Consider the following 22,194-nt stretch of genomic DNA (forward strand, 5'->3'; position numbering starts at 1 on the left):
AAACGCCCGGTTACATTCCGAACCCGGAAGCTAAGCCTTACAGCGCCGATGGTACTGCAGGGGGGACCCTGTGGGAGAGTAGGACGCCGCCGAACTCCTTTTAGAGCTCTGGCTCTTGGGCACCAGCCCAAGAGCCAGAGCTTTTTTGCGTTGAGGTAGGGTCAGGGAGCATCGTTGGCTCGTTTTCTACGGAGGCCCCCGGGTGGAGGTCCAGGAGACCCGTGTTCAGACCGACCGGGTCCTCACCATCCCCAACATCCTCAGCATGGCGCGTCTCGTCGGCGTACCGCTGTTCCTGTGGCTGATTCTCAGGCCTGAGTTCGGGGGCCCGCAGAGCGACGGCTGGGCGCTCCTGGTGCTGGCCCTGAGCGGCATCAGTGACTATCTGGACGGCAAACTGGCGCGGCGCTGGAACCAGATCAGCAGCCTCGGCCGGCTCCTCGACCCGGCCGCCGACCGGCTCTATATTCTCTCGACTCTGGTCGGCCTCACCTGGCGGGAGATTCTGCCGCTGTGGTTGACCGCTGCACTTCTTGCGCGCGAGCTGGTACTGCTGGTGATGGTGGGCATCCTCAGGCGGCACGGCTATCCGCCGCCCCAGGTGAACTTCCTCGGGAAGGCGGCCACCTTCAACCTCATGTACGCGTTTCCCCTTCTCCTGCTCAGTGACGGAAACGGATGGCTTGCGTCACTCGCTGCCATTTTCGGATGGGCGTTCGCAGGATGGGGTACAACCCTCTACTGGTGGGCAGGAGTCCTCTACGTGGTACAAGTCCGCCGCCTGGTCCGTGCGGACGCCATGGCCGACTGAACCCACCGTTTGGCAGATACAGCGGTCGCTCGTTGGCCCGCGGGGGCAAAGTGCGGGACAATCTGGACGGGTGAAGTCGGCCAGACCCTCGTCTCTTCAAGGAGGACGCTTCCGACATGAAGGCCGTCGTGATGGCCGGAGGCGAAGGCACGCGCCTTCGTCCTATGACCTCGAGCATGCCCAAGCCGCTCCTGCCGGTGGCCAACCGGCCGATCATGGAGCATGTGCTGAGGCTGCTCAAAAGGCATGGGCTCAACGAGACCGTTGTCACCGTGCAGTTTCTGGCCTCGCTGGTCAAGAACTACTTCGGTGACGGTGAAGAGCTCGGAATGGAGCTCAGCTATGCCAACGAGGAGAAGCCACTCGGTACCGCAGGAAGCGTCAAGAACGCTGAGGAGGCGTTGAAGGACGACGCTTTCCTCGTCATCTCCGGCGATGCGCTCACCGACTTCGACCTCACCGAGCTGATCGACTTCCACAAGGAAAAGGGCGCTCTGGTCACCGTCTGCCTGACTCGGGTCCCCAACCCCCTGGAATTCGGCATCACGATCGTCGACGAAGAGGGCAAGGTCGAGCGGTTCCTGGAGAAGCCCACCTGGGGTCAGGTCTTCTCCGACACGGTGAACACCGGTATCTACGTCATGGAGCCCGAGGTCTTCGACTACGTCGAGGCCGATGTGCCCGTCGACTGGTCCGGGGACGTCTTCCCACAGCTGATGAAGGAAGGCAAGCCCATCTACGGCTACGTCGCCGAGGGCTACTGGGAGGACGTCGGCACGCACGAGAGCTATGTGAAGGCCCAGGCCGATGTCCTGGAGGGCAAGGTCGACGTCGAGCTCGACGGTTTCGAGATCTCGCCCGGGGTGTGGGTGGCCGAAGGCGCCGAAGTACACCCCGACGCCGTTCTGCGCGGGCCGCTCTACATCGGCGACTACGCGAAGGTGGAAGCCGGAGCGGAAATCCGCGAGCACACCGTCGTCGGATCCAACGTGGTCGTGAAGAGCGGGGCCTTCCTGCACAAGGCCGTTGTCCACGACAACGTGTACGTGGGGCAGCACAGCAATCTCCGCGGCTGCGTCGTGGGGAAGAACACCGACATCATGCGGGCGGCCCGCATCGAGGACGGCGCCGTCATCGGTGACGAATGCCTGATCGGTGAGGAATCGATCGTGCAGGGCAATGTGCGGGTTTACCCGTTCAAGACGATCGAGGCCGGCGCGTTCGTCAACACCTCGGTGATCTGGGAGTCCCGCGGGCAGGCGCATCTCTTCGGTGCCCGGGGTGTGTCCGGCATTCTGAACGTCGAGATCACGCCCGAACTGGCGGTGCGTCTCGCCGGCGCCTACGCGACCACCCTCAAGAAGGGGTCCACGGTCACCACGGCCCGAGACCACTCGCGGGGTGCCCGCGCGCTGAAGCGGGCGGTCATCTCGGCGCTCCAGGCCAGCGCCATCGACGTCCGGGACCTGGAGAACGTGCCGTTGCCCGTGGCCCGGCAGCAGACCGGGCGAGGGAGCGCCGGCGGGATCATGATCCGGACCTCGCCCGGGGTGCCGGACTCCGTCGACATCATGTTCTTCGACGGCCAGGGCGCCGATCTGTCGCAGGGCAGTCAGCGCAAGCTGGACCGGGTGTTCGCGCGCCAGGAGTACCGGCGTGCGTTCCCGGGCGAGATCGGTGACCTCCACTTCCCCGCCAGCGTCTTCGACTCGTACACGGGGTCGCTGCTGCGCAACGTGGACACGACCGGGATCTCCGAGTCGGGCCTGAAGGTCGTGGTGGACGCCTCGAACGGCAGCGCCGGGCTCGTGCTGCCGAGCCTGCTCGGCAAGCTCGGGGTGGACTCGCTGACGATCAACCCCGGTCTGGACGAGTCCAGGCCGACCGAGACGGCCGACATGCGACGCCGGGGACTCGTGCGGCTCGGGGAGATAGTGGCGTCCTCGCGGGCCGCGTTCGGTGTGCGGTTCGACCCGGTGGGTGAGCGGCTGTCCCTGGTGGACGAGAAGGGCCGGATCATCGAGGACGACCGGGCCCTGCTGGTGATGCTCGACCTGGTCGCCGCCGAGCGGCGCAGCGGGCGGGTGGCCCTGCCGGTCACCACCACGAGGATCGCCGAGCAGGTGGCCGCGTACCACGGGACGCAGGTCGAGTGGACGACGACCTCGCCCGACGACCTGACCCGGGTCGGGCGGGACGAGTCGACCATCTTCGGCGGTGACGGCAAGGGCGGGTTCATCGTCCCGGAGTTCAGCAGCGTGTTCGACGGCACGGCGGCCTTCGTGCGTCTGATCGGGCTGGTTGCCCGCACCCAGCTCACGCTGAGCCAGATCGACGCGCGCATTCCGCGGGCGCACGTCCTCAAGCGGGATCTGGCGACCCCCTGGGCGGTCAAGGGCCTGGTGATGCGGCGGGTCGTCGAGGCGGCCGGAGACCGCTTCGTGGACACCACCGACGGCGTGCGCGTGGTGGAGACCGACGGGCGCTGGGTGATGGTGCTGCCGGACCCGGCCGAGGCGGTCACCCATCTGTGGGCGGAGGGACCCGACGACGCCTCCGCGCAGGCCCTCCTGGACGAGTGGGCGTCGGTCGTGGACAGCGCCGGCCGCTGAGAACACGCCCCCCCGCGCGTGCCGGACACGTGCCCTCGACAGGGCCGGTCCGGCACGCCGGTGGGGCCATTCGGAGGTAGTGGCCGCGACATGCGACGATGTGCGGCATGCCGCAGCAGCCCCCCGTTCGGAGCACACCCGCGCGCGTGTCGCGCCCGGACGCGTCCATGTCGCTGCTCACCAACGTCATGGACCACAGCCTCGACGACGGCTACGCCGAAGCCGCCGCCCGCAAGAAGGCCGACGGCGCTGGAGGGCTGCCCAGGACGCTGCGGGCGAAGCTGGGTCTCGCCGCCGGCCTGGTCCTCGCGGCCCTCGTCGTGACCGTGGGGGCGGCGCAGGCGCGGGTCGCGGCACCGGTCGTCGCCAAGGAGCGCGAGGAGCTGATCGACCGCATCGACCGCGAGACGGAGGCGGCGGACAAGCTCGAAAGCGCCGTGGACGAGCTGCGCCACGACGTGAGCGCCCGGCAGCGGGCGGCGCTCAAGTCGAGCGGCGGCGGTGAGCAGGCGGAGCTGATGGGGATCCTGTCGGGCGCCGTCGAGGTGCGCGGGCCCGGCGTGAAACTGGTCGTGGACGACGCCAAGGAAGCCACCACGGGAGGCAACGGCGACCCGCGCGAGACGTCCGGGTTCTCGGACACCGGGCGGGTGCGGGACCGTGACCTGCAGCGGGTGGTCAACGGACTGTGGGCCTCGGGTGCGGAGGCCGTCTCCATCAACGGGCAGCGGCTGACGGCGCTGTCGGCGATCAGGGCCGCCGGCGACGCGATACTGGTCGACAACAGGCCGCTGGTGCCGCCGTACACCGTGCTCGCGGTGGGGGACGGAAGGAACCTCGGCACCCGGTTCCAGGACAGCGCCGACGGGCTGTACCTGCACGCCCTGCAGGAGAACTTCGGAATCCGCACCGCCATCTCCGCGGAGGACGACCTGCGGCTGCCCGCCGCACCGAGTGTGATCGTACGTACAGCACAGCCGAGAACTGAGAAGGACGCATCGTGATCGCCGTACTGGGCCTCGTCGTGGGAGTCGTGGCCGGCCTGTTGGTCCGGCCCGAGGTTCCGGCGGCCGTCGTGCCGTATCTGCCGATCGCCGTCGTGGCGGCGCTGGACGCGGTCTTCGGCGGGCTGCGCGCCATGCTCGACGGGATCTTCGACGACAAGGTCTTCGTGGTGTCGTTCCTGTCGAACGTGGTCGTGGCGGCCCTGATCGTGTTCCTGGGGGACGAGTTGGGGGTCGGCTCGCAGCTGTCCACGGGTGTCGTGGTCGTCCTCGGCATCCGGATCTTCTCCAACGCCGCGGCGATCCGCCGGCACGTCTTCCGGGCGTGAGGCAGATGAGCAACCAGGACGAGACGACCGCCAACCGGCTGCGCAGGGAGCTGCCCGAGGAGGTGCCGGTGGCCGAGGCGCCGGACGCCGGGTCCGCCGAGGGGGACGAGGAGGCGCTGACCGGGCGGCAGCGGTTGGTGAAGGGACTGTGGCCGCCGCGGGTCACCCGTGCCCAACTGATCGTCGCTCTGCTGCTGTTCGGGCTGGGTTTCGGTCTGGCCGTGCAGGTCGCCTCCAACAGCGACAGTGGCAACGCCCTGCGCGGGGCACGTCAGGAAGATCTTGTGCGCATTCTCGATGAACTCGACGCCCGCAGTCAGCGTCTTGAGGACGAGAAGCAGGGACTCGAGAAGCAGCAGCAGGAGCTGGAGAACAGCTCCGACCAGGCCGAGGAGGCCCGCAGGCAGACGGCCGAGAAGGAGAAGCAACTCGGCGTCCTGGCGGGCACGGTGGCGGCCGAGGGGCCCGGCATCACGTTGACCATCGACGACACGAAGGGGACGGTCGAGGCGGACATGCTGCTCGACGCGATCCAGGAGCTGCGCGCGGCCGGCGCGGAGGCGATCCAGGTGAACGGCGTACGGGTCGTCGCGGGGACGTATCTCACGGAATCCGACAGGCGCGTGAGCGTCGACGGGAACAAGATCAACGCGCCCTATCGTTTCAAGGTCATCGGCAAGCCGGAGGACCTGGAACCGGCGCTGAACATCCCGGGGGGCGTGGTGCAGACTCTCGAGAAGGAGCAGGCCACCGTGACCGTCCAGCGATCGACCAAGATCGTCGTGGACGCCTTGCGAGTGGCGAAGCAGCCTGACTACGCTCGGTCGTCCTCCCAGTGAACCGGCGGTGCATGGGGGTCATCCGGCAGGGGCATGAGGTTGCGGGGGGTCGGCGCACCGATCGGGTGGTGCGTGGTGGAAACTGTCTGGTGGATACGGACGTTGTGAAGGTGTCCGGGTCGGCCGGTGTATTCAGTCAGGGTTCGTCCTGCCCCACGGGCGGGTCTGTTTCGGTCAAGGGGAATCGCCCGTGAAGTTGTTTGCGAAGTTGTTCGGCAAGAGCGCGCGAGAGGGCAGCGACAACGCGACCGCCCGTCATCGCGCACAGCCCGATGCAGAGGGTCAGCGGCCGCTGTTCCGGGACCAGGTGGGTGGTCCGGGCGGGGACATTTCCGGAGGTCAGGGCGCGGCGTCTGTTGACCCTGCCCAGTCCGGCGGCATAGGTTTCGGCCAACCGTCAACCTCAAGTACGGGTGGAGGGTTTTCCCCTATGTCGGCCCTGGTGTGTACGAGGTGCGGTAACCGCAACGCGGAGAACAGCCGCTTCTGCTCCAACTGCGGTGCTCCGCTGCGCCCCGGTGTGACGCCGGAGCGCGCGTCGGAGACGACTTCCACGATCTCGATCTCCGGTCTCGAGGCCTACGACTCCGAGGCCACCGGTCAGACGCAGTTGCCGTCGCTGTCTCCCGAGGCGCAGGCCGCGGTGGACGCGCTGCCGCTCGGTTCGGCGCTGCTGGTCGTGCGCCGGGGGCCCAACTCGGGTAGCCGCTTCCTGCTGGACGGCGACCTGACCACGGCCGGGCGTCACCCGCAGAGCGACATCTTCCTGGACGACGTGACCGTCTCGCGTCGGCACGTGGAGTTCCGGCGTCGTCCCGACGGCTCGTTCACGGTGGCGGACGTCGGCAGTCTGAACGGCACCTACGTCAACCGGGAGCGGATCGACGAGGTTCCCCTGTCGAACGGTGACGAGGTGCAGATCGGCAAGTACCGGCTGGTCTTCTACGCGAGCCAGCGAGGCTACTGACCCTCCGGACTCCGTCCGGGGGGACCCCCAGGGAAGGCCCATGCTTCGAACACCGAGGGGCGGTGCCGGACACGGCACCGCCGCCGCGGACGGTGGCCTGATGAGCATCGGCACGGTGCTGAACGTGCTGCGCGACGAGTTTCCCGAGGTCACCATCTCCAAGATCCGTTTCCTGGAGTCGGAGGGGCTCGTCGAGCCGCAGCGGACGCCCTCGGGGTACCGCAAGTTCAGCGCCCGTGACGTCGAGCGTCTCGGCCACGTACTGCGAATGCAGCGGGACCACTATCTGCCGCTCAAGGTGATCCGGGAACACCTGGACGCCATGGAGCGCGGCGAGGCCGTGCCGCTGCCGACGGTGGGGCGTCAGCGGGACGGGGAGGCGATCCCGGAGCCGTCCGAGGTGCCCACCGCAGCCCGGATCGGACGGGCCGAGCTGCTGGCGGCGGCCGGTATCGGGGAGCGGGAACTCGAGGAGTGGGAGTCGTACGGACTCCTCGTGCCGCTGGAGGGCGGGGTCTACGACGCCGAGGCGGCCACGGTCGCCTCGTTGATCGCCGAGCTGGGGCGGTTCGGGATCGAGCCCCGGCACCTGCGGGTGATGAAGGCCGCGGCCGATCGTGAGGCCGGGCTGGTGGACCAGGTGGTCGCCCCGCTCAGACGGCATCGCAACCCGCAGACCAGGGCCCACGCCGAGGCCCGGACGAAGGAGCTCGCCGGGCTCACCGTCCGGCTGCACGCGGCGCTGGTGCAGACCGCGCTCGGGGTGCGGCTGCCCTGAAGCGCCGGTGGCCTCGGGCGGCCGGATCGGTCACCCGTTCCCGGCCCGACTACCCAAACGTCCCGAGCACGGCCTAGGGTTGCTGTGTGAACGAGCTCGATGTCGTAGGTGTCCGGGTCGAGATGCCCTCCAACCAACCGATCGTGCTGCTGCGTGAAGTGGGAGGCGACCGCTACCTCCCCATCTGGATCGGACCGGGGGAGGCGACGGCCATCGCCTTCGCCCAGCAGGGCATGGCCCCCGCGCGGCCGCTGACCCACGACCTGTTCAAGGACGTGCTGGAGGCCGTCGGCCAGGAGCTCACGGAAGTGCGCATCACGGACCTGCGTGAGGGCGTCTTCTACGCGGAGCTGGTCTTCGCCAGCGGGGTGGAGGTCAGCGCCCGCCCGTCCGACGCCATAGCGCTGGCCCTGCGCACCGGGACGCCGATCTACGGCAGCGACACCGTGCTGGACGACGCGGGGATCGCCATTCCCGACGAGCAGGAGGACGAGGTGGAGAAGTTCCGCGAGTTCCTCGACCAGATCTCGCCGGAGGACTTCGGGACCAGCAACCAGTAGGTGCGCAAGGACTGTGCTCCCGGCCGGCCCGGCCCGCCGCCACCGCGCCCCTTGCAGGCAATTGCCAACGGCGAGTGAGAGCGTCCTGCGGCCTCCGCTGAGGGCATTCGGCTAGCCTTTCCCCGCGGTGGGGTGCGGGAAACCACTCTTAGGGTGATTATCACTCGGCGTGGCGAGTGTGGCGATCGTTGACGCACCCCTGGTGACTGCCTACCGTCGAGAAGGCAGGTCAAGGACGGAGGTCGGCGTGGGAAGCAGCGGCGACGGTACGGCTGGGGGCGCCCCCGGACTCGGTGTCGGGGTGAGCGGTCCGTACCCTTCCCCGAGCTCTCGGCTCCGCTCGAGCGGGGGGTACCCCCCTCACGGCGGCGCGGCCGATCACGTCCCCCAGCGACCGGCGGCCGTGCCCAGCAGCGGAGGGGCGACGTCCATGGCTTCCGAGCAGATCGGCTACCGCGGTCCGACGGCCTGTGCGGCCGCCGGCATCACCTACCGGCAGTTGGACTACTGGGCGCGCACCGGGCTCGTCGAGCCGAGCGTGCGGCCCGCGTACGGGTCCGGCACGCAACGCCTGTACAGCTTCCGGGACGTCGTCGTCCTGAAGATCGTCAAGCGGTTCCTCGACACGGGCGTGTCACTGCAGAACATCCGCACCGCCGTCCAGCATCTGCGGGAGCGCGGGTTCCGGGACCTGGAGCGCATGACGCTGATGAGCGACGGCGCCACGGTCTACGAGTGCACCTCGCCGGACGAGGTCCACGCGCTGCTCCAGGGCGGTCAGGGCATCTTCGGGATCGCGGTCGGCGTGGTGTGGCGGGACGTGGAGAGCGCGCTGTCGCAGTTGCACGGGGAGCGTGTGGACACCGGCGAGACGCTCGTCGGCCACAACCCGTCGGACGAGCTGGCGCGAAGGCGCAACCGGGCGGTCTGAGGCCGGCCCCGCCCGGGGCGGGGTGAGGGTCCGCCGGGCGGCGGGTGGGCTGTGTGACGTCATTGTCAGTGGCGTGGTGCAGCATCGGAGATGTGAGAAACGCGCCCACGATCCTGCATCTCGACATGGATGCCTTCTTCGCCCAGGCGGAGCAGGCGTCCAAGCCGAGTCTGCGCGGGAAAGCGGTGGTCGTGGGCGGCCTGGGGCCCCGGGGCGTGGTGGCGACCGCCTCGTACGAGGCGAGGGTCTTCGGGGTGCACTCGGCGATGCCGATGGCCCAGGCGCGCCGGCTGGCGCCGAACGCCGCCTACCTCGTCCCGCGCGGCGGGTTCTACCGGTCGATCAGCGATCAGGTCATGGGGCTGCTGCGGGCGCTGTCGCCGTTGGTGGAGCCGCTGAGCCTGGACGAGGCCTTCGTGGACCTGGAGGCCGGGGGCGCGGCCTGGGACAGCGCGTCGGCGCGGCTGGCCGGCTCGCGGCTGCGCGCGGACATCCGGGCCGTCACCGGGCTCACCGGGTCGGTGGGGCTGGCCGCCTCGAAGATGCTCGCGAAGATCGCCTCCGAGCAGGCCAAGCCGGACGGGCTGGTGTTGATCGAGCCGGGGACCGAGCGGGCGCTCCTGGGGCCGATGCCGGTGCGGACCCTGCCCGGGGTCGGTCCGGCGACCGGCGACCATCTGAGACGGGTGGGCATCACCACGGTCGACGAACTCGCCGAGGCCGGTGAGGACGAGCTCGTCCGGCTGCTGGGCAAGGCGCACGGACACGCGCTGTACGCCATGGCGCTGGCCCGCGACGACCGGCCCGTGGTCGCGGAGCGGGAGGCCAAGTCGGTGTCGGTCGAGGACACGTACGACGTGGACATCCATGACCGGGTGCGGGTGGAGCTGGAGGTGCAGCGGCTGGCGGATCGGTGTGTGCGCAGGCTGCGGGGGGCGGGGCTGTCGGGGCGGACCATCGTGCTGAAGGTGCGGCGCTACGACTTCTCGACGCTGACCCGGTCCGAGACGCTGCGCGGGCCGACGGACGATCCGGCGGTGGTGCGGGAGGCGGCGGCGCGGCTGCTGGACTCCGTGGACACGACGGGCGGGGTGCGGTTGCTCGGTGTGGGGGTCAGCGGTCTGGCGGACTTCACGCAGGAGGACCTGTTCGCGCAGGCGGCCGAGGAACGGGCGGAGGGGCCCGAGGAGGAGGTTGTGCAGGAGCGGGCTCCCGAGGAGCCGGTACCGGCCGAGCAGCGGTGGCGTCCGGGGCACGACGTGCGGCATGCCGAGCTGGGGCACGGGTGGGTGCAGGGCAGCGGGCTGGGCCGGGTGACCGTGCGGTTCGAGACGCCCGACTCCGAGCCGGGCAGAGTGCGGACCTTCCGCGTCGACGACCCGGATCTGGAGCCGGCGGAACCGTTGCCGTTGGTGCGGCGGGGAGAGGGGGAGGAACCCGCACAGGGGGTGTCGAGCGCGGCCGACGGGGTGTCGGCGGGTGAGGGGCGAAGGGGGCCGGCGGGGGCGAGGTGAGCCGGTGGCGGGGTCTGGGGGGCCGCGAAGCGGTGGGGAGGGAGGGGAGGGCCGGGCGGTTCACCCGTCGGGCCGAAGGGCGTGCGGACGGTGTGGGGGTGCGGCTCGTGCGGTTCTGTGCCGGCCGGGGCGCGCGGGGCCGGTGCCGGTGTCGGTGTCGGCTCAGCTCTCGTCGGTGCCGGCCAGCCTGCCGAAGTCGTGGTCCGGGACCGACGGAGGAGAGGACACGTCGAGGCCGTAGTGGTGGTAGAGCTGGAGTTCCTGCTCCGGGGAGAGGTGCCGGCCCACCCCGAAGTCCGGGGCGTCCTTGATCAGGGCCCGGTCGAAGGGGACGCGCAGGGTGCCCTCCACCAGCTCGCTGGGCTCCAGAGGGACGAAGGCGTCCCGCGAGAACAGACCGGTCCGTATGGCCGCCCACTCCGGTACCCCGGTCGCGTCGTCGAGGTAGACCTCGTCGATCGTGCCGATCTTGGTGCCGTTGCGGTCGAACGCCTTGCGGCCGATCAGGTTGCGCGGGTCGATCTCGGTCTGCACGTGCCCTCCAGGTGGTCGCACATCATCCGTAAGCACTACAAAAGAGCACATCGGGACGAGCGGCCACTCGAAGTCGGCATCATTGACCTCGCTGGTAGTCTGGCAAAGGCTGCTGACCCCGTGCGGGAGAGTCCTCCGGAGATCTCCGGAGGCGCCGAAGGAGCAAATCCTCCCCGGAATCTCTCAGGCTCACGTACCGCACGGACGAGGTCACTCTGGAAAGCAGGGCGGGTGTCGACGGCTTCCGCTCTCACCGACGGTGAAAGCCGGGCGCCCGTGGGCGGCCGGTGAAGCTCTCAGGTTGAGATGACAGAGGGGGAGGCCGTCCGGGTACCCGCGCCGTGGTGCCCCTCGAAGGTCGTGTCAGACCAGGAGGCCTCCGCAAATGACCGCCCATCGCATTCCGCTCTCCGAGCTCGAGCAGGGAATCCCGTTCGAGCAGCGCCACATCGGGCCCGACCAGGAGGCGCGGGCCAAGATGCTCGCGCAGGTCGGGTACGGCTCGCTGGACGAGCTGACCGCCGCCGCGGTCCCGGACGTGATCAAGAACGCCGACGCGCTGGACCTGCCGGGCGCGCGGACCGAGGCCGCGGTGCTGGCCGAGCTGCGGGCGCTGGCCGACGGCAACCAGGTGCTCGACTCGATGATCGGCCTCGGCTACTACGGGACGTTCACCCCGCCCGTCATCCTGCGCAACGTCATGGAGAACCCCGCCTGGTACACGGCCTACACGCCGTACCAGCCGGAGATCTCCCAGGGGCGGCTCGAGGCGCTGCTGAACTTCCAGACGATGGTCGCCGACCTCACCGGGCTGCCGACCTCCGGTGCCTCGCTGCTCGACGAGGGCACGGCCGCCGCCGAGGCGATGGCGCTGTCCCGGCGCATGGGGAAGAACAAGAAGGGTCTCTTCCTGATCGACGCGGACGTGCTGCCGCAGACGATCGCCGTGATCGGGACCCGTGCCGAGCCGACCGGTGTCGAGGTGGTCGTCGCCGACCTCAGCGAGGGCATCCCGGCCGAGATCGCCGCGCGGGAGATCAACGGCGTGCTGATCCAGTACCCGGGCGCCTCCGGTGCCGTCCGCGACATACGGCCGGTCGTCGAGCAGGCGCACGCGCTGGGGGCGCTGGTGACCGTCGCCGCCGATCTGCTGGCGCTGACGCTGCTGAAGTCGCCCGGTGAGCTCGGGGCGGACATCGCCGTCGGGACGACCCAGCGGTTCGGTGTGCCGATGGGCTTCGGCGGACCGCACGCCGGCTACATGGCCGTCCACGAGAAGTTCGCGCGCAGCCTGCCCGGGCGGCTGGTCGGCGTGTCCGTGGACGCCGACGGCAACAAGGCCTACCGGCTCGCGCTCCAGACGCGGGAGCAGCACATCCGGCGGGAGAAGGCGACCAGCAACATCTGCACGGCGCAGGTGCTGCTCGCCGTCATGGCCGGCATGTACGCCGTCTACCACGGGCCCGAGGGGCTGCGGACGATCGCCCGGCGCACCCACCGGTACGCGACCGTCCTCGCGGCGGGGCTCACGGCCGGGGGAGCCGAGGTCGTCACCGGCTCCTTCTTCGACACGCTGACCGTTCGCGTGCCCGGCAGGGCCGCCGACGTCGTGGCCGCGGCGCGCGGCAACGGCGTCAACCTGCACCTCGTCGACGCCGACCATGTGTCGATCGCCTGCGACGAGACCACCGGGCGCGCCCAGGTCGCCGCCGTCTGGGGCGCCTTCGGGGTCGACGGGGACGTCGAGGCGCTGGACGCGGTCGCCGAGGACACGCTGCCGGACGGGCTGCTGCGCACCGACGACATCCTCGCCCACCCCGTCTTCCACCAGCACCGCTCCGAGACCGCGATGCTGCGCTACCTGCGTCGGCTCGCCGACCGTGACTACGCGCTGGACCGCGGCATGATCCCGCTGGGCTCCTGCACCATGAAGCTCAACGCGACCACCGAGATGGAGCCGGTCACCTGGCCCGAGTTCGGGCAGCTGCACCCCTTCGCGCCCGCCGAGCAGGCGCAGGGCTACCTCACGCTCATCCGCGAGCTGGAGGAACGCCTCGCCGAGGTCACCGGGTACGACACGGTGTCCCTCCAGCCCAACGCCGGGTCGCAGGGCGAGCTGGCCGGGCTGCTGGCGGTCCGCGGATACCACCGGGCCAACGGGGACGAGCAGCGCACGGTGTGTCTGATCCCGTCGTCCGCGCACGGGACCAACGCCGCCAGCGCCGTCATGGCCGGTATGAGGGTCGTCGTGGTGAACACCGCCGAGGACGGCGAGATCGACGTCGAGGACCTGCGGGCGAAGATCGACAAGCACCGGGACGAGCTGTCGGTGCTGATGATCACCTACCCGTCGACGCACGGGGTGTTCGAGGAACACGTCGCCGACATCTGCGCGCAGGTGCACGAGGCCGGCGGGCAGGTCTACGTCGACGGCGCAAACCTCAACGCGCTGGTCGGGCTCGCCAAGCCGGGGCACTTCGGCGGCGACGTCTCCCACCTGAACCTGCACAAGACGTTCTGCATCCCGCACGGCGGCGGCGGTCCCGGCGTCGGTCCGGTGGCCGTGCGCTCGCACCTGGCGCCGTACCTTCCGAACCACCCGTTGCAGCCGGCCGCCGGGCCGGAGACCGGTGTGGGGCCGATCTCCGCGGCGCCGTGGGGCTCGGCGGGCATCCTGCCGATCTCCTGGGCCTACGTGCGTCTCATGGGCGGTGAGGGGCTGAAGCGGGCCACGCAGGTGGCGGTGCTCAGTGCCAACTACGTCGCCAAGCGCCTCGAGCCGCACTACCCGGTGCTGTACACCGGTCCCGGTGGTCTGGTCGCGCACGAGTGCATCATCGACCTGCGTCCGCTGACCAAGGCGACCGGCGTCACCGTCGACGACGTCGCCAAGCGGCTCATCGACTACGGGTTCCACGCGCCGACGATGTCGTTCCCGGTGGCCGGGACGCTGATGATCGAACCGACCGAGTCCGAGGACCTGACCGAGCTCGACCGGTTCTGCGAGGCGATGATCGCGATCCGTGCGGAGATCGAGAAGGTCGGCGCCGGGGAGTGGCCCGCCGAGGACAACCCGCTGCGCCACGCCCCGCACACCGCCGCCGCGCTCGGTGGCGCGTGGGAGCACGCGTACACGCGCGAGGAGGCCGTCTTCCCGGCCGGGGTGTCCGCCGCCGACAAGTACTGGCCGCCGGTGCGCCGCATCGACCAGGCCTTCGGCGACCGCAACCTGGTCTGCTCGTGCCCGCCGCTGGACGCGTACGAGGACTGAGCGAAGCGTGTGAGGGGCTCCCGGCCGGGTCAGGGCCGGGAGCCCCTCGGCGTGTCACGGCGTGGCGAGTGCGACGTCGGTCGACTTGATCAGGGCGACGACGGCGGAGCCGGGTGCGAGGGCGAGGTCGGTGACGGCGTCCGCGGTGATCACGGTGGTCAGTTCCGCGTCCTGGACGGACACCTTGACGGCGGCCATGGCGCCGCCCGTCCTGACCTCGGTGACCGTGCCCGGAAGCTGGTTGCGTACGGAGAGACCCTCGACGCGGGCTGTGGCGAGGGAGACCTCCGTCGACTTCACCAGGGCGCGGACGGCGGAGCCCGCGGCCAGGGCGAGGTCGTCGGCCGCCTCCCGGGTGATCGCCGCGGTGAGGTCCTGCCCGCCGGTCAGCCGGATCGTGACGGTGGCCATGGCCTCGCCGGTGGTGACGGCGGTGACGGTGCCGTGCAACTGGTTGCGGATGCTCAGGGTCATGGCGACCCACCGTAGTGCTCGGGGCCGTCCGGTCCGGGCAGGTGACGGTCCGCACCGCCTCGGCCGTCGCCCCACCGGGGGAGGAGGATGGGCCGGCGCAGGGATCAGGCGCGGTCGATGTGCACGTTCGTCGACTTCACACGGGCCGTCGCCTCCATCCCCACCTCGAGGCCCAGCTCCTCGACGGCCTCCCGGGTCAGCAGGGAGACGAGGCGGTGCGGGCCGGCCTGGATCTCCACCTGGGCGGCGACGTCGCCGAGCTTGATCGCGGTGACGATGCCGGGGAAGGCGTTGCGGACCGAGGTGTGGGGCGGGCCCTCCTCGGCGCCGCCGGACCCGGCGAGTTCGACGGAGAACGCGGCGAGGTCCCTGCCGTCGATGAGGCGTCGTCCGGTGTCGTCGCGGTGGGTGGCCACCCGGCCCGCGTCCGCCCAGCGGCGCGCGGTGTCCGGGCTCACGCCGAGCAGCCGCGCGGCCTGGCCGATGGTGTAGGACTGCATGCCGGTCACGATAGGGCCACGCGGGCCCCCGTGTGCCGTCCGGGCAGGTCGGAGGCCTCCCGCACGGACTGGGAGATCGCGTCGCCGGTCCGCACGGTCGTTCGCTGCTCGGCGCGGTCCGGCGCGGGCGGGACGATCCTCGCCGACGCCCTCGCCGGGCAGGACGGCGTGCTGCCGGTGGCCGGTCAGCCCGTGTGGACGCGGGGGCGGCGGTCGCGGTCCGGTTCGGCCTCCCGCAGGACCTCGCGGGTGACCGGGGCGACCTCGCCCTGCCCGAAGAGGAAGAAGCGCAGGAAGTTCGCGAACGGGTTGCCCTCGGTCCACTCGAAGTAGATGTGCGGTGTGCGGCCCGTGGTGTCGCGGACGTGGAGGAGCAGGGCCGCCAGGGCGTTGGGGATGGAGGAGGACTCCAGCGTCAGGACGCGGTAGCGGTCGTGGAGTACCTCGCCGCGCACGGTGAGGCCCGCCTCGAACTCGGACGGGTCGAGGACCGTGACCTCGACGAAGACGAAGTCCTCGCCGGGGATGTCGTTGTCCTGCCGTATCTGTTCGATCTTGTCGCGGTACTCGGCGGTGTCGCGCCGGTCGGGCTCGTTGGCGATGAAGCGGATCTTCCGGCTGGCCATGTCCCGGATGAACCGTTCCGCCATGGGGTCGAGCGTCACGCTCGTCACCCGCAGTTCGAAGGCGCGGGCCAGGCGGGACAGGAGGGAGACGAGGATGATGCCCGCGATGAAGCAGGCGCCGATCTTGACGCCGTCGGGACGCTCGATGACGTTCGCGACCGTCGTGTAGAGGAACACCGCGGAGATCACGGCGAAGGCGATGGTCCAGCCCCGCTGCCCGGCCTTGCGGGCGGCGATGGTCACGGCGATGGCGGCGGAGCTGATCAGGACGAGGACACCGGTGGCGTAGGCACCTCCCTGGGCGTTGACGTCCGCGTCGAAGAGCCAGGTGACCAGGAAGGCGATCAGGGTGAAGACGATGACCATCGGGCGCACGGCCCGGGCCCAGTGCGGGGCCATGCCGTACCGGGGCAGGTAGCGGGGCATCAGGTTGAGCAGGCCGGCCATGGCGGAGGCGCCCGCGAACCACAGGATGGCGATCGTGGAGGCGTCGTAGACCGTGCCGAAGGCGTTGCCCAGGTAGGCGTGGGCCAGGTACGCCAGGGCACGGCCGTTGGCCTCACCGCCCGCCTCGAACTCCTTCTCCGGGATGAGGAGGGTGGTGATGAAGCTGGTGGCGATCAGGAAGCCGCTCATGATCAGGGCGGCCGTGGTGAGCAGCTTCCTGGTGTCGCGGACACGGCCGGTCGGCCTCGCCTCGGTGTCGTCGGGGTCGCCCTCGACGTGAGGCATGACGGCGACGCCGGTCTCGAAGCCGGAGAGGCCGAGGGCGAGCTTCGGGAAGACGAGCAGCGCGACGCCGATCATGACGAAGACGTTGCCGTGCTCGGCGGTCAGGGCGTTCGACCAGTCGGTGACGACGTGGCCCGCGGTGATCACGTGCCACAGGCCGACCACGACGACGACGGCGTTCAGCGCCAGGTAGACGCCCACCAGGGCGACGGCGACGCCGACGGCCTCCAGGAAGCCCTTGAGGAAGACCGCGCCGAGCAGAGCCACCAGGACGAGGGTGATCAGCAGTTGGCGGCCGTGCAGGGCGGCGGTCAGGTGGGGGTTCTCGACCAGGTGGGTGGAGGCGTCCGCCGCGGAGAGGGTGATGGTGATCAGGAAGTCGGTGGCGGCGAAGCCGAGGAGGGTCAGGACGAACAGCTTGCCCTGCCAGAACGACAGCAGGCGCTCCAGCATCGCGATCGAGCCCTCGCCGTGGGGACTCTCCTCGGCCACGCGCCGGTAGACGGGCAGGGCACCGGCCAGGGTGACGATCACCAGCACGATCGTGGCGATCGGGGAGAGCAGTCCGGCGGCGAGGGCCGCGATGCCCGGCTGGTAGCCGAGGGTGGAGAAGTAGTCGACGCCGGTCAGACACATGACCCGGTACCAGCGCTGGCCCTTGTGCGGTGACTCCGGTCGGGCGTGTGGTCCCTTGAGTCCGCCGTCCCTGCCCATGTCGGACAGGCCCTCCAGCATCCAGGCGCGCAGACGACTGGCTGGGGGGTGTTCGGTGGTGGCCATCGGCGTGCTCCTGATCAACGGCTCAGCGTGCGGTAATCCGGCCATCACGCGGACGGCGGCACCAGCGTAAGCAGAGCGTGACGCCTGGGCCCATGGCTGAGGGGGGCGACTGCGTCAAGCTTCCGTTAAGACCCGGCGGGTGGTGACCGGCGTCACCGCAGCCAGTGGGCGCACGACGGAGGTGCCGGCCCCTGAGCGAGGGTGCGGGTGCGGGGTGGGGCGGGCCGGCGGCCGGACACCGAGCGTCATGGTGGGCGGGGGGCCGAGGTCTGGCCGCCGTGGGGGTCGTGCCAGTGGCCGGGGCTCGGGGAACCTCCGTGTCGGCTTCGTAATGTTCGGCCTTCAAGTCGAATGTTTCGGGAGCCCGGTCATCGGCGACCATACGGCTGGAGTGGGTGCCGGTCCGATTCCCGGACCGTCCGTTGCGGATTCTCTGCGTTCAAGGGGTTGTCACCTCTTGGAGGCTGTCTCTAGGGTGCGGCAGCAGCGAAGCTTTCTGAGTCTGATCCGAAACTTTCGAAACCTGATCCAAGGAGCGCATGATGGGCGACCCGGCACTGTCCCGCCGCGGCTTCCTGGCGGCCTCCGCCGCAGCCGGTCTGAGCATGACGGCACTGAGCGCCTGCGGTGGCGACTCGGACGGAGGGTCGTCGTCAGGGACGACCACCATCGAGTGGTGGAACATCTCCACCACCCAGCCCACCAAAGACGTCTGGGCCGGCCTCGCCCGGCGGTTCGAGGCCCAGAACCCCAAGGTCAAAATCAAGATCGTCCAACTGGAGAACGACGCCTACAAGTCGAAGATGACGGCGCTGACCGCCTCCGGCAAGCTGCCCGACATCTTCCACACCTGGGGCGGCGGCGTCCTCAAGCAGCAGGTCGACGCCGGTCTCGTCGAGGACCTCACCGACCGCACCAAGGACTGGGCGGACGGCCTGCTGTCGGTCGCCCGTGAGCCGTACCTGATCGACGAGAAGGTGTACGGCATCCCCTTCGACATCGGCATGATCGGCTTCTGGTACAACAAGGCCCTCTTCCGGCGGGCCGGCATCACCGCGCCCCCCACCACATGGACCGCCTTCCTGGACACCGTGCGCAAGCTGAAGGCCGCCGGCATCACCCCGCTCGCCCTCGCCGGCAAGGAGAAGTGGCCCGGCATGTACTACTGGGCCTACCTCGCGATGCGCACCGCCGGCGTGGACGCCCTGCGCACGGCGGGCGACGAGAAGGACTTCACCGGTCAGGGCTTCGTCCAGGCGGGGCAGCACCTGAAGGAGCTCGTCGACCTCCAGCCGTTCCAGAAGGGCTTCCTCGGCGCCGCCTACTCCAGCCCCACCGGCCAGGCCGCCGCCGTCGGCAACGGCAAGGCCGCCATCGAGCTCATGGGCCAGTGGGCCCCGGTGGTCCAGGCGGACGCCGGCAAGGGCCTCGGCGCGGACCTGGGGTTCTTCCCGTTCCCCGAGGTCGAGGGCGGCAAGGGCGCGCTCACCGAGGTGTTCGGCGGAGGCGGCGGACACGCCCTGCGGGCGGGCGCCCCGCAGGCCGCCGTCGACTTCCTGAAGTTCTTCGCGACCGCCGCCACCGACACCGAACTGGTCAAGAAGACCGGCGTGCTGCCCGTCGTCCCCGCCGCCGAGAGCGCCCTCACCGACGTCAACCTGAAGGCCGTGCAGACCCAGTTGAAGGCCGCGACCGGCTTCCAGCTCTACCTCGACCAGGCCTACGCGCCCGCCCTCGGCCAGGAGGTCAACGACAGCGTCGCCGCCCTCATCGCCGGTTCCAAGTCGCCCGAGCAGGTCACCGCGTCGATCACCAAGGTCGCGAAGGAAGAGCAGTAACCGGCGATGACCTCCACCTCCCTCGAAGAGCAGCGCAGCGGGCCCGACGTCGGCCTCCCGCCCCCGGACACGGGGGCGGTGGCCCGGGGCCGGACCCGGCGGCGCGCGCTGCACTGGCTCACCGCCGTCGCCTTCCAGGTGCCCGCCCTGGTGCTGTTCGGCGTGCTCGTCCTGCTGCCGATGCTGTTCGCGCTGTACGCCTCGTTCTTCCGCTGGGGCGGCTTCGGCATGCCCGAGGACTACGTCGGCGGCGACAACTTCACCCGGCTCCTCGACGACCCGGTCTTCCTCGGCGACCTGTGGCGCTGCCTCGTCCTCATCGTGCTCTCGCTCGCGCTCCAGCTGCCGTTCGCCCTCGCCCTGGCGGTCGCCCTCAACCAGCGCATCCGCGGCCGGGCCGTCTACCGCATGCTGTTCTTCGCGCCGTACATCCTGTCCGAGGCCATCACCGGCGTGCTCTTCGCGATGATCTTCGCGCCCGACGACGGTCTCGCCGACCACGTCCTCGGCGCGGTGGGACTCCAGGGGCTCGGCGGCCAGTGGTTCGCCGACCCGGACACCGTCATGGCCACCCTGTTCCTGGTCATGATGTGGAAGTACTTCGGCTTCCACATGATGCTCTACCTGGCCGGACTGCAGTCCATCCCGGCCGAGCTGACCGAGGCCGCCCTGATCGACGGGGCCGGCCCCTGGCAGCGCTTCCGCAACATCACCCTGCCGCTGCTCGCGCCCACGCTGCGCATCAGCGTCTTCCTGTCCGTGATCGGCTCGATCCAGCTCTTCGACCTGGTCTGGGTCACCACCGCGGGCGGCCCCGACCACCACTCCGAGACGATGGCCGTGACCATGTTCCAGTACGGCTTCAAGCGCTACCAGGTCGGCTACGCCAGCGCGATCAGCGTGGCCATGTTCGCCATCAGTCTCGTCTTCGCCCTCGCCTACCAGCGGTTCGTGCTCCGCCGCGACCTGGAGGGGGCCACCACGACCCTGCGAGGAGGCGGCACGTGAGCGCCCGCAAGACCGGCGGCCCGGTGAGGGCCCGTGTGACCGGCGGCCCGGATGCGGCCACCGGGACAGGTGGCACGCAAGGGTCCCGTGGGACCGGTGGGCGGGGGGCCCGCAGGAGCGGCCGTAACCTCCCGCTGCACGTCGTCCTCATCGCCGTCGGGACGGCGATGGTCGTCCCGCTGCTCTACGCCGTCCTGTCCGGCTTCAAGTCCACCGCCGAGCTCTCCCGCAATCCCATCGGCCTGCCCGACTCCTGGGTCACCTCCCAGTACACGGACATCCTGGGTTCCGGTTCGTTCTGGCGGCTGCTCGGCAGCAGCACGCTGATCGCGGTGGGGACGACCGTGGTGGTGGTCGCGGTCTCCGCGCTCGCCGCGTTCTCCTTCGCCCGGTTCGCCTTCCGGGGCCGGGAAGCGCTGTTCACCCTGTTCACGATGGGGCTGATGTTCCCCTTCGCGGTGGCGGCCCTGCCCCTGTTCCTGCTGCTGCGCTCGATGGACCTGCTCGACAACCCGCTCGGCGTGATCCTCCCGCAGGCCGCCTTCGGCCTGCCGATGACCATCGTCATCCTGCGCGGATTCTTCCGGGAGATCCCGGCGGAGCTGGAGGAGGCGGCCACCCTCGACGGTTGCGGCCCCCTCGGCTTCTTCTGGCGGGTGCTGCTGCCCATGGCCCGCCCGGCCCTCGGCACCGTGTCCGTCCTCGCCGTCGTGGGCAGCTGGAACAACTTCTTCCTGCCGCTGCTGGTCTTCACGGACTCCACGTGGTGGACCATCCCCATCGGCGTCCAGCAGTTCCAGGGCCAGTACTCCGCCGAGTACGCCCGTGTCTTCGCCTACCTCGTCCTCGCCATGGTTCCCGCCCTGGCCTTCTACTCCGTCGCCGAGCGCCAGCTCGTCGGCGGTCTCACCGCCGGCGCCACGAAGGGATGACCCGCGCCCGCGGACGTACGGCTCACCCACACCCCTGAACGCGAGGAGTCGCACCCATGTCCCGCACCTCCCGCACCCGGCTTCGAGCCGCCGCAGTCCTGGCCGCCGCCCTGGTCGCGGCCGGCGTCCTGAGCGGCCCGGCCGCCCAGGCCGACGAGCAGCGCCACCGTGCGACGCTCGCCGACCTCGCCCAGCGCCACGGCCGCTACTTCGGCAGCGCCACCGACAACCCCGAACTCACCGACACCGCCTACACGAAGATCCTCGGCCGCGAGTTCGACATGATCACCCCCGGCAACGGCATGAAGTGGTACGCCACCGAGCCGCAACAGGGCGTCTTCGACTTCTCCGCGGGCGACGAGATCGTGAACCTCGCCCGCGCCAACCGCCAGAAGGTCCGCGCCCACACCCTCGTCTGGCACAGCCAGCTGCCCGGCTGGCTGACGGACAGGGAGTGGACGGCCGACGAGCTGCGGGCCGTGCTGAAGAACCACATCCAGACCGAGGTTCGGCACTACCGCGGCAAGGTGTACGCCTGGGACGTCGTCAACGAGGCGTTCAACGAGGACGGCACCTACCGCGAGACGATCTTCTACAAGACGCTCGGCCCCGGCTACATCGCCGACGCCCTGCGCTGGGCCCACCAGGCCGACCCCAGGGCGAAGCTGTACCTCAACGACTACAACGTCGAGGCCGTCGGTCCCAAGAGCGACGCCTACTACCGGCTCGCCAAGGAGCTGAAGGCCCAGGGCGTCCCGCTGCACGGCTTCGGCCTCCAGGCCCACCTCGCCCTCCAGTACGGCTATCCGACGACCCTGGAGGACAACCTCCGCCGCTTCTCCCGTCTCGGCCTGGACACCGCGCTCACCGAGGTCGACGTACGGATGCTGCTGCCCGCGACCGAGGAGAAACTCGCCCAGCAGGCCGAGTGGTACCGGGACATGACCGAGTCGTGCCTCGCGGTACGGCGGTGCGTGGGCATCACGATCTGGGACTACACCGACAAGTACTCCTGGATCCCGGCGTTCTTCCCCGGCGAGGGCGCTGCCCTGCCGTGGGACGAGCAACTCGCCCCGAAGCCGGCGTACTTCGCCATCCGGCAGGCCTTGAGTTAGCGGGTCCTTGCACCAGGGGCGCCTGATCAGGCCGCGCGG

General features: G+C 70.1%; 19 protein-coding genes, 1 rRNA gene and 1 riboswitch. Of the genes, 16 read left to right on the plus strand and 4 right to left on the minus strand.

Annotation, left to right across the window (positions count from 1 at the left end; genetic code table 11):
• The 11 genes from rrf to ACZ4YY_RS28395 form a co-directional block, all read left to right on the plus strand.
• Positions 1–95, plus strand: a 5S ribosomal RNA gene (gene rrf, locus ACZ4YY_RS28345); the annotation flags it as partial.
• Between the two features lie 107 nt (positions 96–202).
• Entirely contained in the window at positions 203–811 is a 609-nt protein-coding gene (locus tag ACZ4YY_RS28350; RefSeq protein WP_468296261.1) for a CDP-alcohol phosphatidyltransferase family protein, read from the plus strand.
• Positions 812–927: 116 nt separating this feature from the next.
• Positions 928–3,423, plus strand: a complete 2,496-nt coding sequence (locus tag ACZ4YY_RS28355; RefSeq protein ID WP_468296263.1) for a sugar phosphate nucleotidyltransferase — start codon at positions 928–930, stop codon at positions 3,421–3,423.
• Positions 3,424–3,521: 98 nt separating this feature from the next.
• Positions 3,522–4,427, plus strand: a complete 906-nt coding sequence (locus ACZ4YY_RS28360) for a DUF881 domain-containing protein (RefSeq protein WP_468296265.1) — start codon at positions 3,522–3,524, stop codon at positions 4,425–4,427.
• Positions 4,424–4,756: a small basic family protein gene (locus tag ACZ4YY_RS28365; RefSeq protein ID WP_468296269.1), complete on the plus strand. Its 333-nt coding sequence runs from the start codon at positions 4,424–4,426 to the stop codon at positions 4,754–4,756. The genes ACZ4YY_RS28360 and ACZ4YY_RS28365 overlap by 4 nt, the downstream gene beginning before the upstream one ends.
• A gap of 5 nt (positions 4,757–4,761) precedes the next feature.
• Positions 4,762–5,595 (plus strand): DUF881 domain-containing protein, encoded by an 834-nt coding sequence (locus ACZ4YY_RS28370; RefSeq protein WP_468296272.1) that lies wholly within the window; start codon positions 4,762–4,764, stop codon positions 5,593–5,595.
• Positions 5,596–5,677: 82 nt separating this feature from the next.
• Entirely contained in the window at positions 5,678–6,562 is an 885-nt protein-coding gene (locus tag ACZ4YY_RS28375) for an FHA domain-containing protein (RefSeq protein WP_468296709.1), read from the plus strand.
• A gap of 40 nt (positions 6,563–6,602) precedes the next feature.
• On the plus strand, positions 6,603–7,340 hold the full coding sequence (gene ftsR, locus ACZ4YY_RS28380) for a transcriptional regulator FtsR (protein WP_468296276.1): 738 nt from the start codon (positions 6,603–6,605) through the stop codon (positions 7,338–7,340).
• Positions 7,341–7,426: 86 nt separating this feature from the next.
• Positions 7,427–7,900, plus strand: a complete 474-nt coding sequence (locus ACZ4YY_RS28385) for a bifunctional nuclease family protein (RefSeq protein ID WP_004934251.1) — start codon at positions 7,427–7,429, stop codon at positions 7,898–7,900.
• A gap of 247 nt (positions 7,901–8,147) precedes the next feature.
• Entirely contained in the window at positions 8,148–8,831 is a 684-nt protein-coding gene (locus tag ACZ4YY_RS28390) for a MerR family transcriptional regulator (protein ID WP_468296279.1), read from the plus strand.
• Positions 8,832–8,923: 92 nt separating this feature from the next.
• On the plus strand, positions 8,924–10,345 hold the full coding sequence (locus tag ACZ4YY_RS28395; protein ID WP_468296283.1) for a DNA polymerase IV: 1,422 nt from the start codon (positions 8,924–8,926) through the stop codon (positions 10,343–10,345).
• Between the two features lie 162 nt (positions 10,346–10,507).
• Here the strand turns inward: ACZ4YY_RS28395 and ACZ4YY_RS28400 are convergent, their stop codons facing one another.
• Complete coding sequence (locus ACZ4YY_RS28400; protein ID WP_468296286.1) at positions 10,508–10,879, minus strand: PRC-barrel domain-containing protein; 372 nt, start codon at positions 10,877–10,879, stop codon at positions 10,508–10,510.
• 113 nt (positions 10,880–10,992) lie between these two features.
• Positions 10,993–11,088: riboswitch (glycine riboswitch) on the plus strand.
• A 176-nt stretch (positions 11,089–11,264) separates the two neighbouring features.
• Between ACZ4YY_RS28400 and gcvP the strand changes: the two genes are divergently transcribed.
• The gene (gene gcvP, locus ACZ4YY_RS28405) at positions 11,265–14,150 is read left to right on the plus strand and encodes an aminomethyl-transferring glycine dehydrogenase (protein ID WP_468296289.1); all 2,886 of its coding nucleotides are present in this window, start codon (positions 11,265–11,267) and stop codon (positions 14,148–14,150) included.
• Between the two features lie 54 nt (positions 14,151–14,204).
• Here gcvP and ACZ4YY_RS28410 read toward each other — a convergent pair whose 3' ends face one another.
• The 3 genes from ACZ4YY_RS28410 to ACZ4YY_RS28420 all read right to left on the minus strand — a co-directional run bounded on the left by ACZ4YY_RS28410 (position 14,205) and on the right by ACZ4YY_RS28420 (position 17,262).
• Positions 14,205–14,624: a TOBE domain-containing protein gene (locus tag ACZ4YY_RS28410; protein WP_468296292.1), complete on the minus strand. Its 420-nt coding sequence runs from the start codon at positions 14,622–14,624 to the stop codon at positions 14,205–14,207.
• Between the two features lie 104 nt (positions 14,625–14,728).
• Positions 14,729–15,124 carry a TOBE domain-containing protein gene (locus tag ACZ4YY_RS28415; RefSeq protein ID WP_468296295.1) on the minus strand — a complete coding sequence of 132 codons (396 nt, stop codon included), beginning with the start codon at positions 15,122–15,124 and terminating at the stop codon, positions 14,729–14,731.
• 185 nt (positions 15,125–15,309) lie between these two features.
• Entirely contained in the window at positions 15,310–17,262 is a 1,953-nt protein-coding gene (locus ACZ4YY_RS28420; RefSeq protein WP_468296298.1) for an APC family permease, read from the minus strand.
• Positions 17,263–17,804: 542 nt separating this feature from the next.
• Between ACZ4YY_RS28420 and ACZ4YY_RS28425 the strand changes: the two genes are divergently transcribed.
• From ACZ4YY_RS28425 to ACZ4YY_RS28440, 4 genes are all read left to right on the plus strand, one after another.
• The gene (locus ACZ4YY_RS28425) at positions 17,805–19,100 is read left to right on the plus strand and encodes an extracellular solute-binding protein (RefSeq protein WP_468296301.1); all 1,296 of its coding nucleotides are present in this window, start codon (positions 17,805–17,807) and stop codon (positions 19,098–19,100) included.
• Positions 19,101–19,106: 6 nt separating this feature from the next.
• Positions 19,107–20,108 carry a carbohydrate ABC transporter permease gene (locus ACZ4YY_RS28430; RefSeq protein WP_468296307.1) on the plus strand — a complete coding sequence of 334 codons (1,002 nt, stop codon included), beginning with the start codon at positions 19,107–19,109 and terminating at the stop codon, positions 20,106–20,108.
• A gap of 167 nt (positions 20,109–20,275) precedes the next feature.
• Positions 20,276–21,040, plus strand: a complete 765-nt coding sequence (locus ACZ4YY_RS28435) for a carbohydrate ABC transporter permease (RefSeq protein WP_468296712.1) — start codon at positions 20,276–20,278, stop codon at positions 21,038–21,040.
• Positions 21,041–21,096: 56 nt separating this feature from the next.
• Entirely contained in the window at positions 21,097–22,155 is a 1,059-nt protein-coding gene (locus ACZ4YY_RS28440) for an endo-1,4-beta-xylanase (protein WP_468296311.1), read from the plus strand.
• Positions 22,156–22,194 lie beyond the last annotated feature (39 nt).

This window comes from Streptomyces sp. NPDC030143 (genome assembly GCF_055573695.1).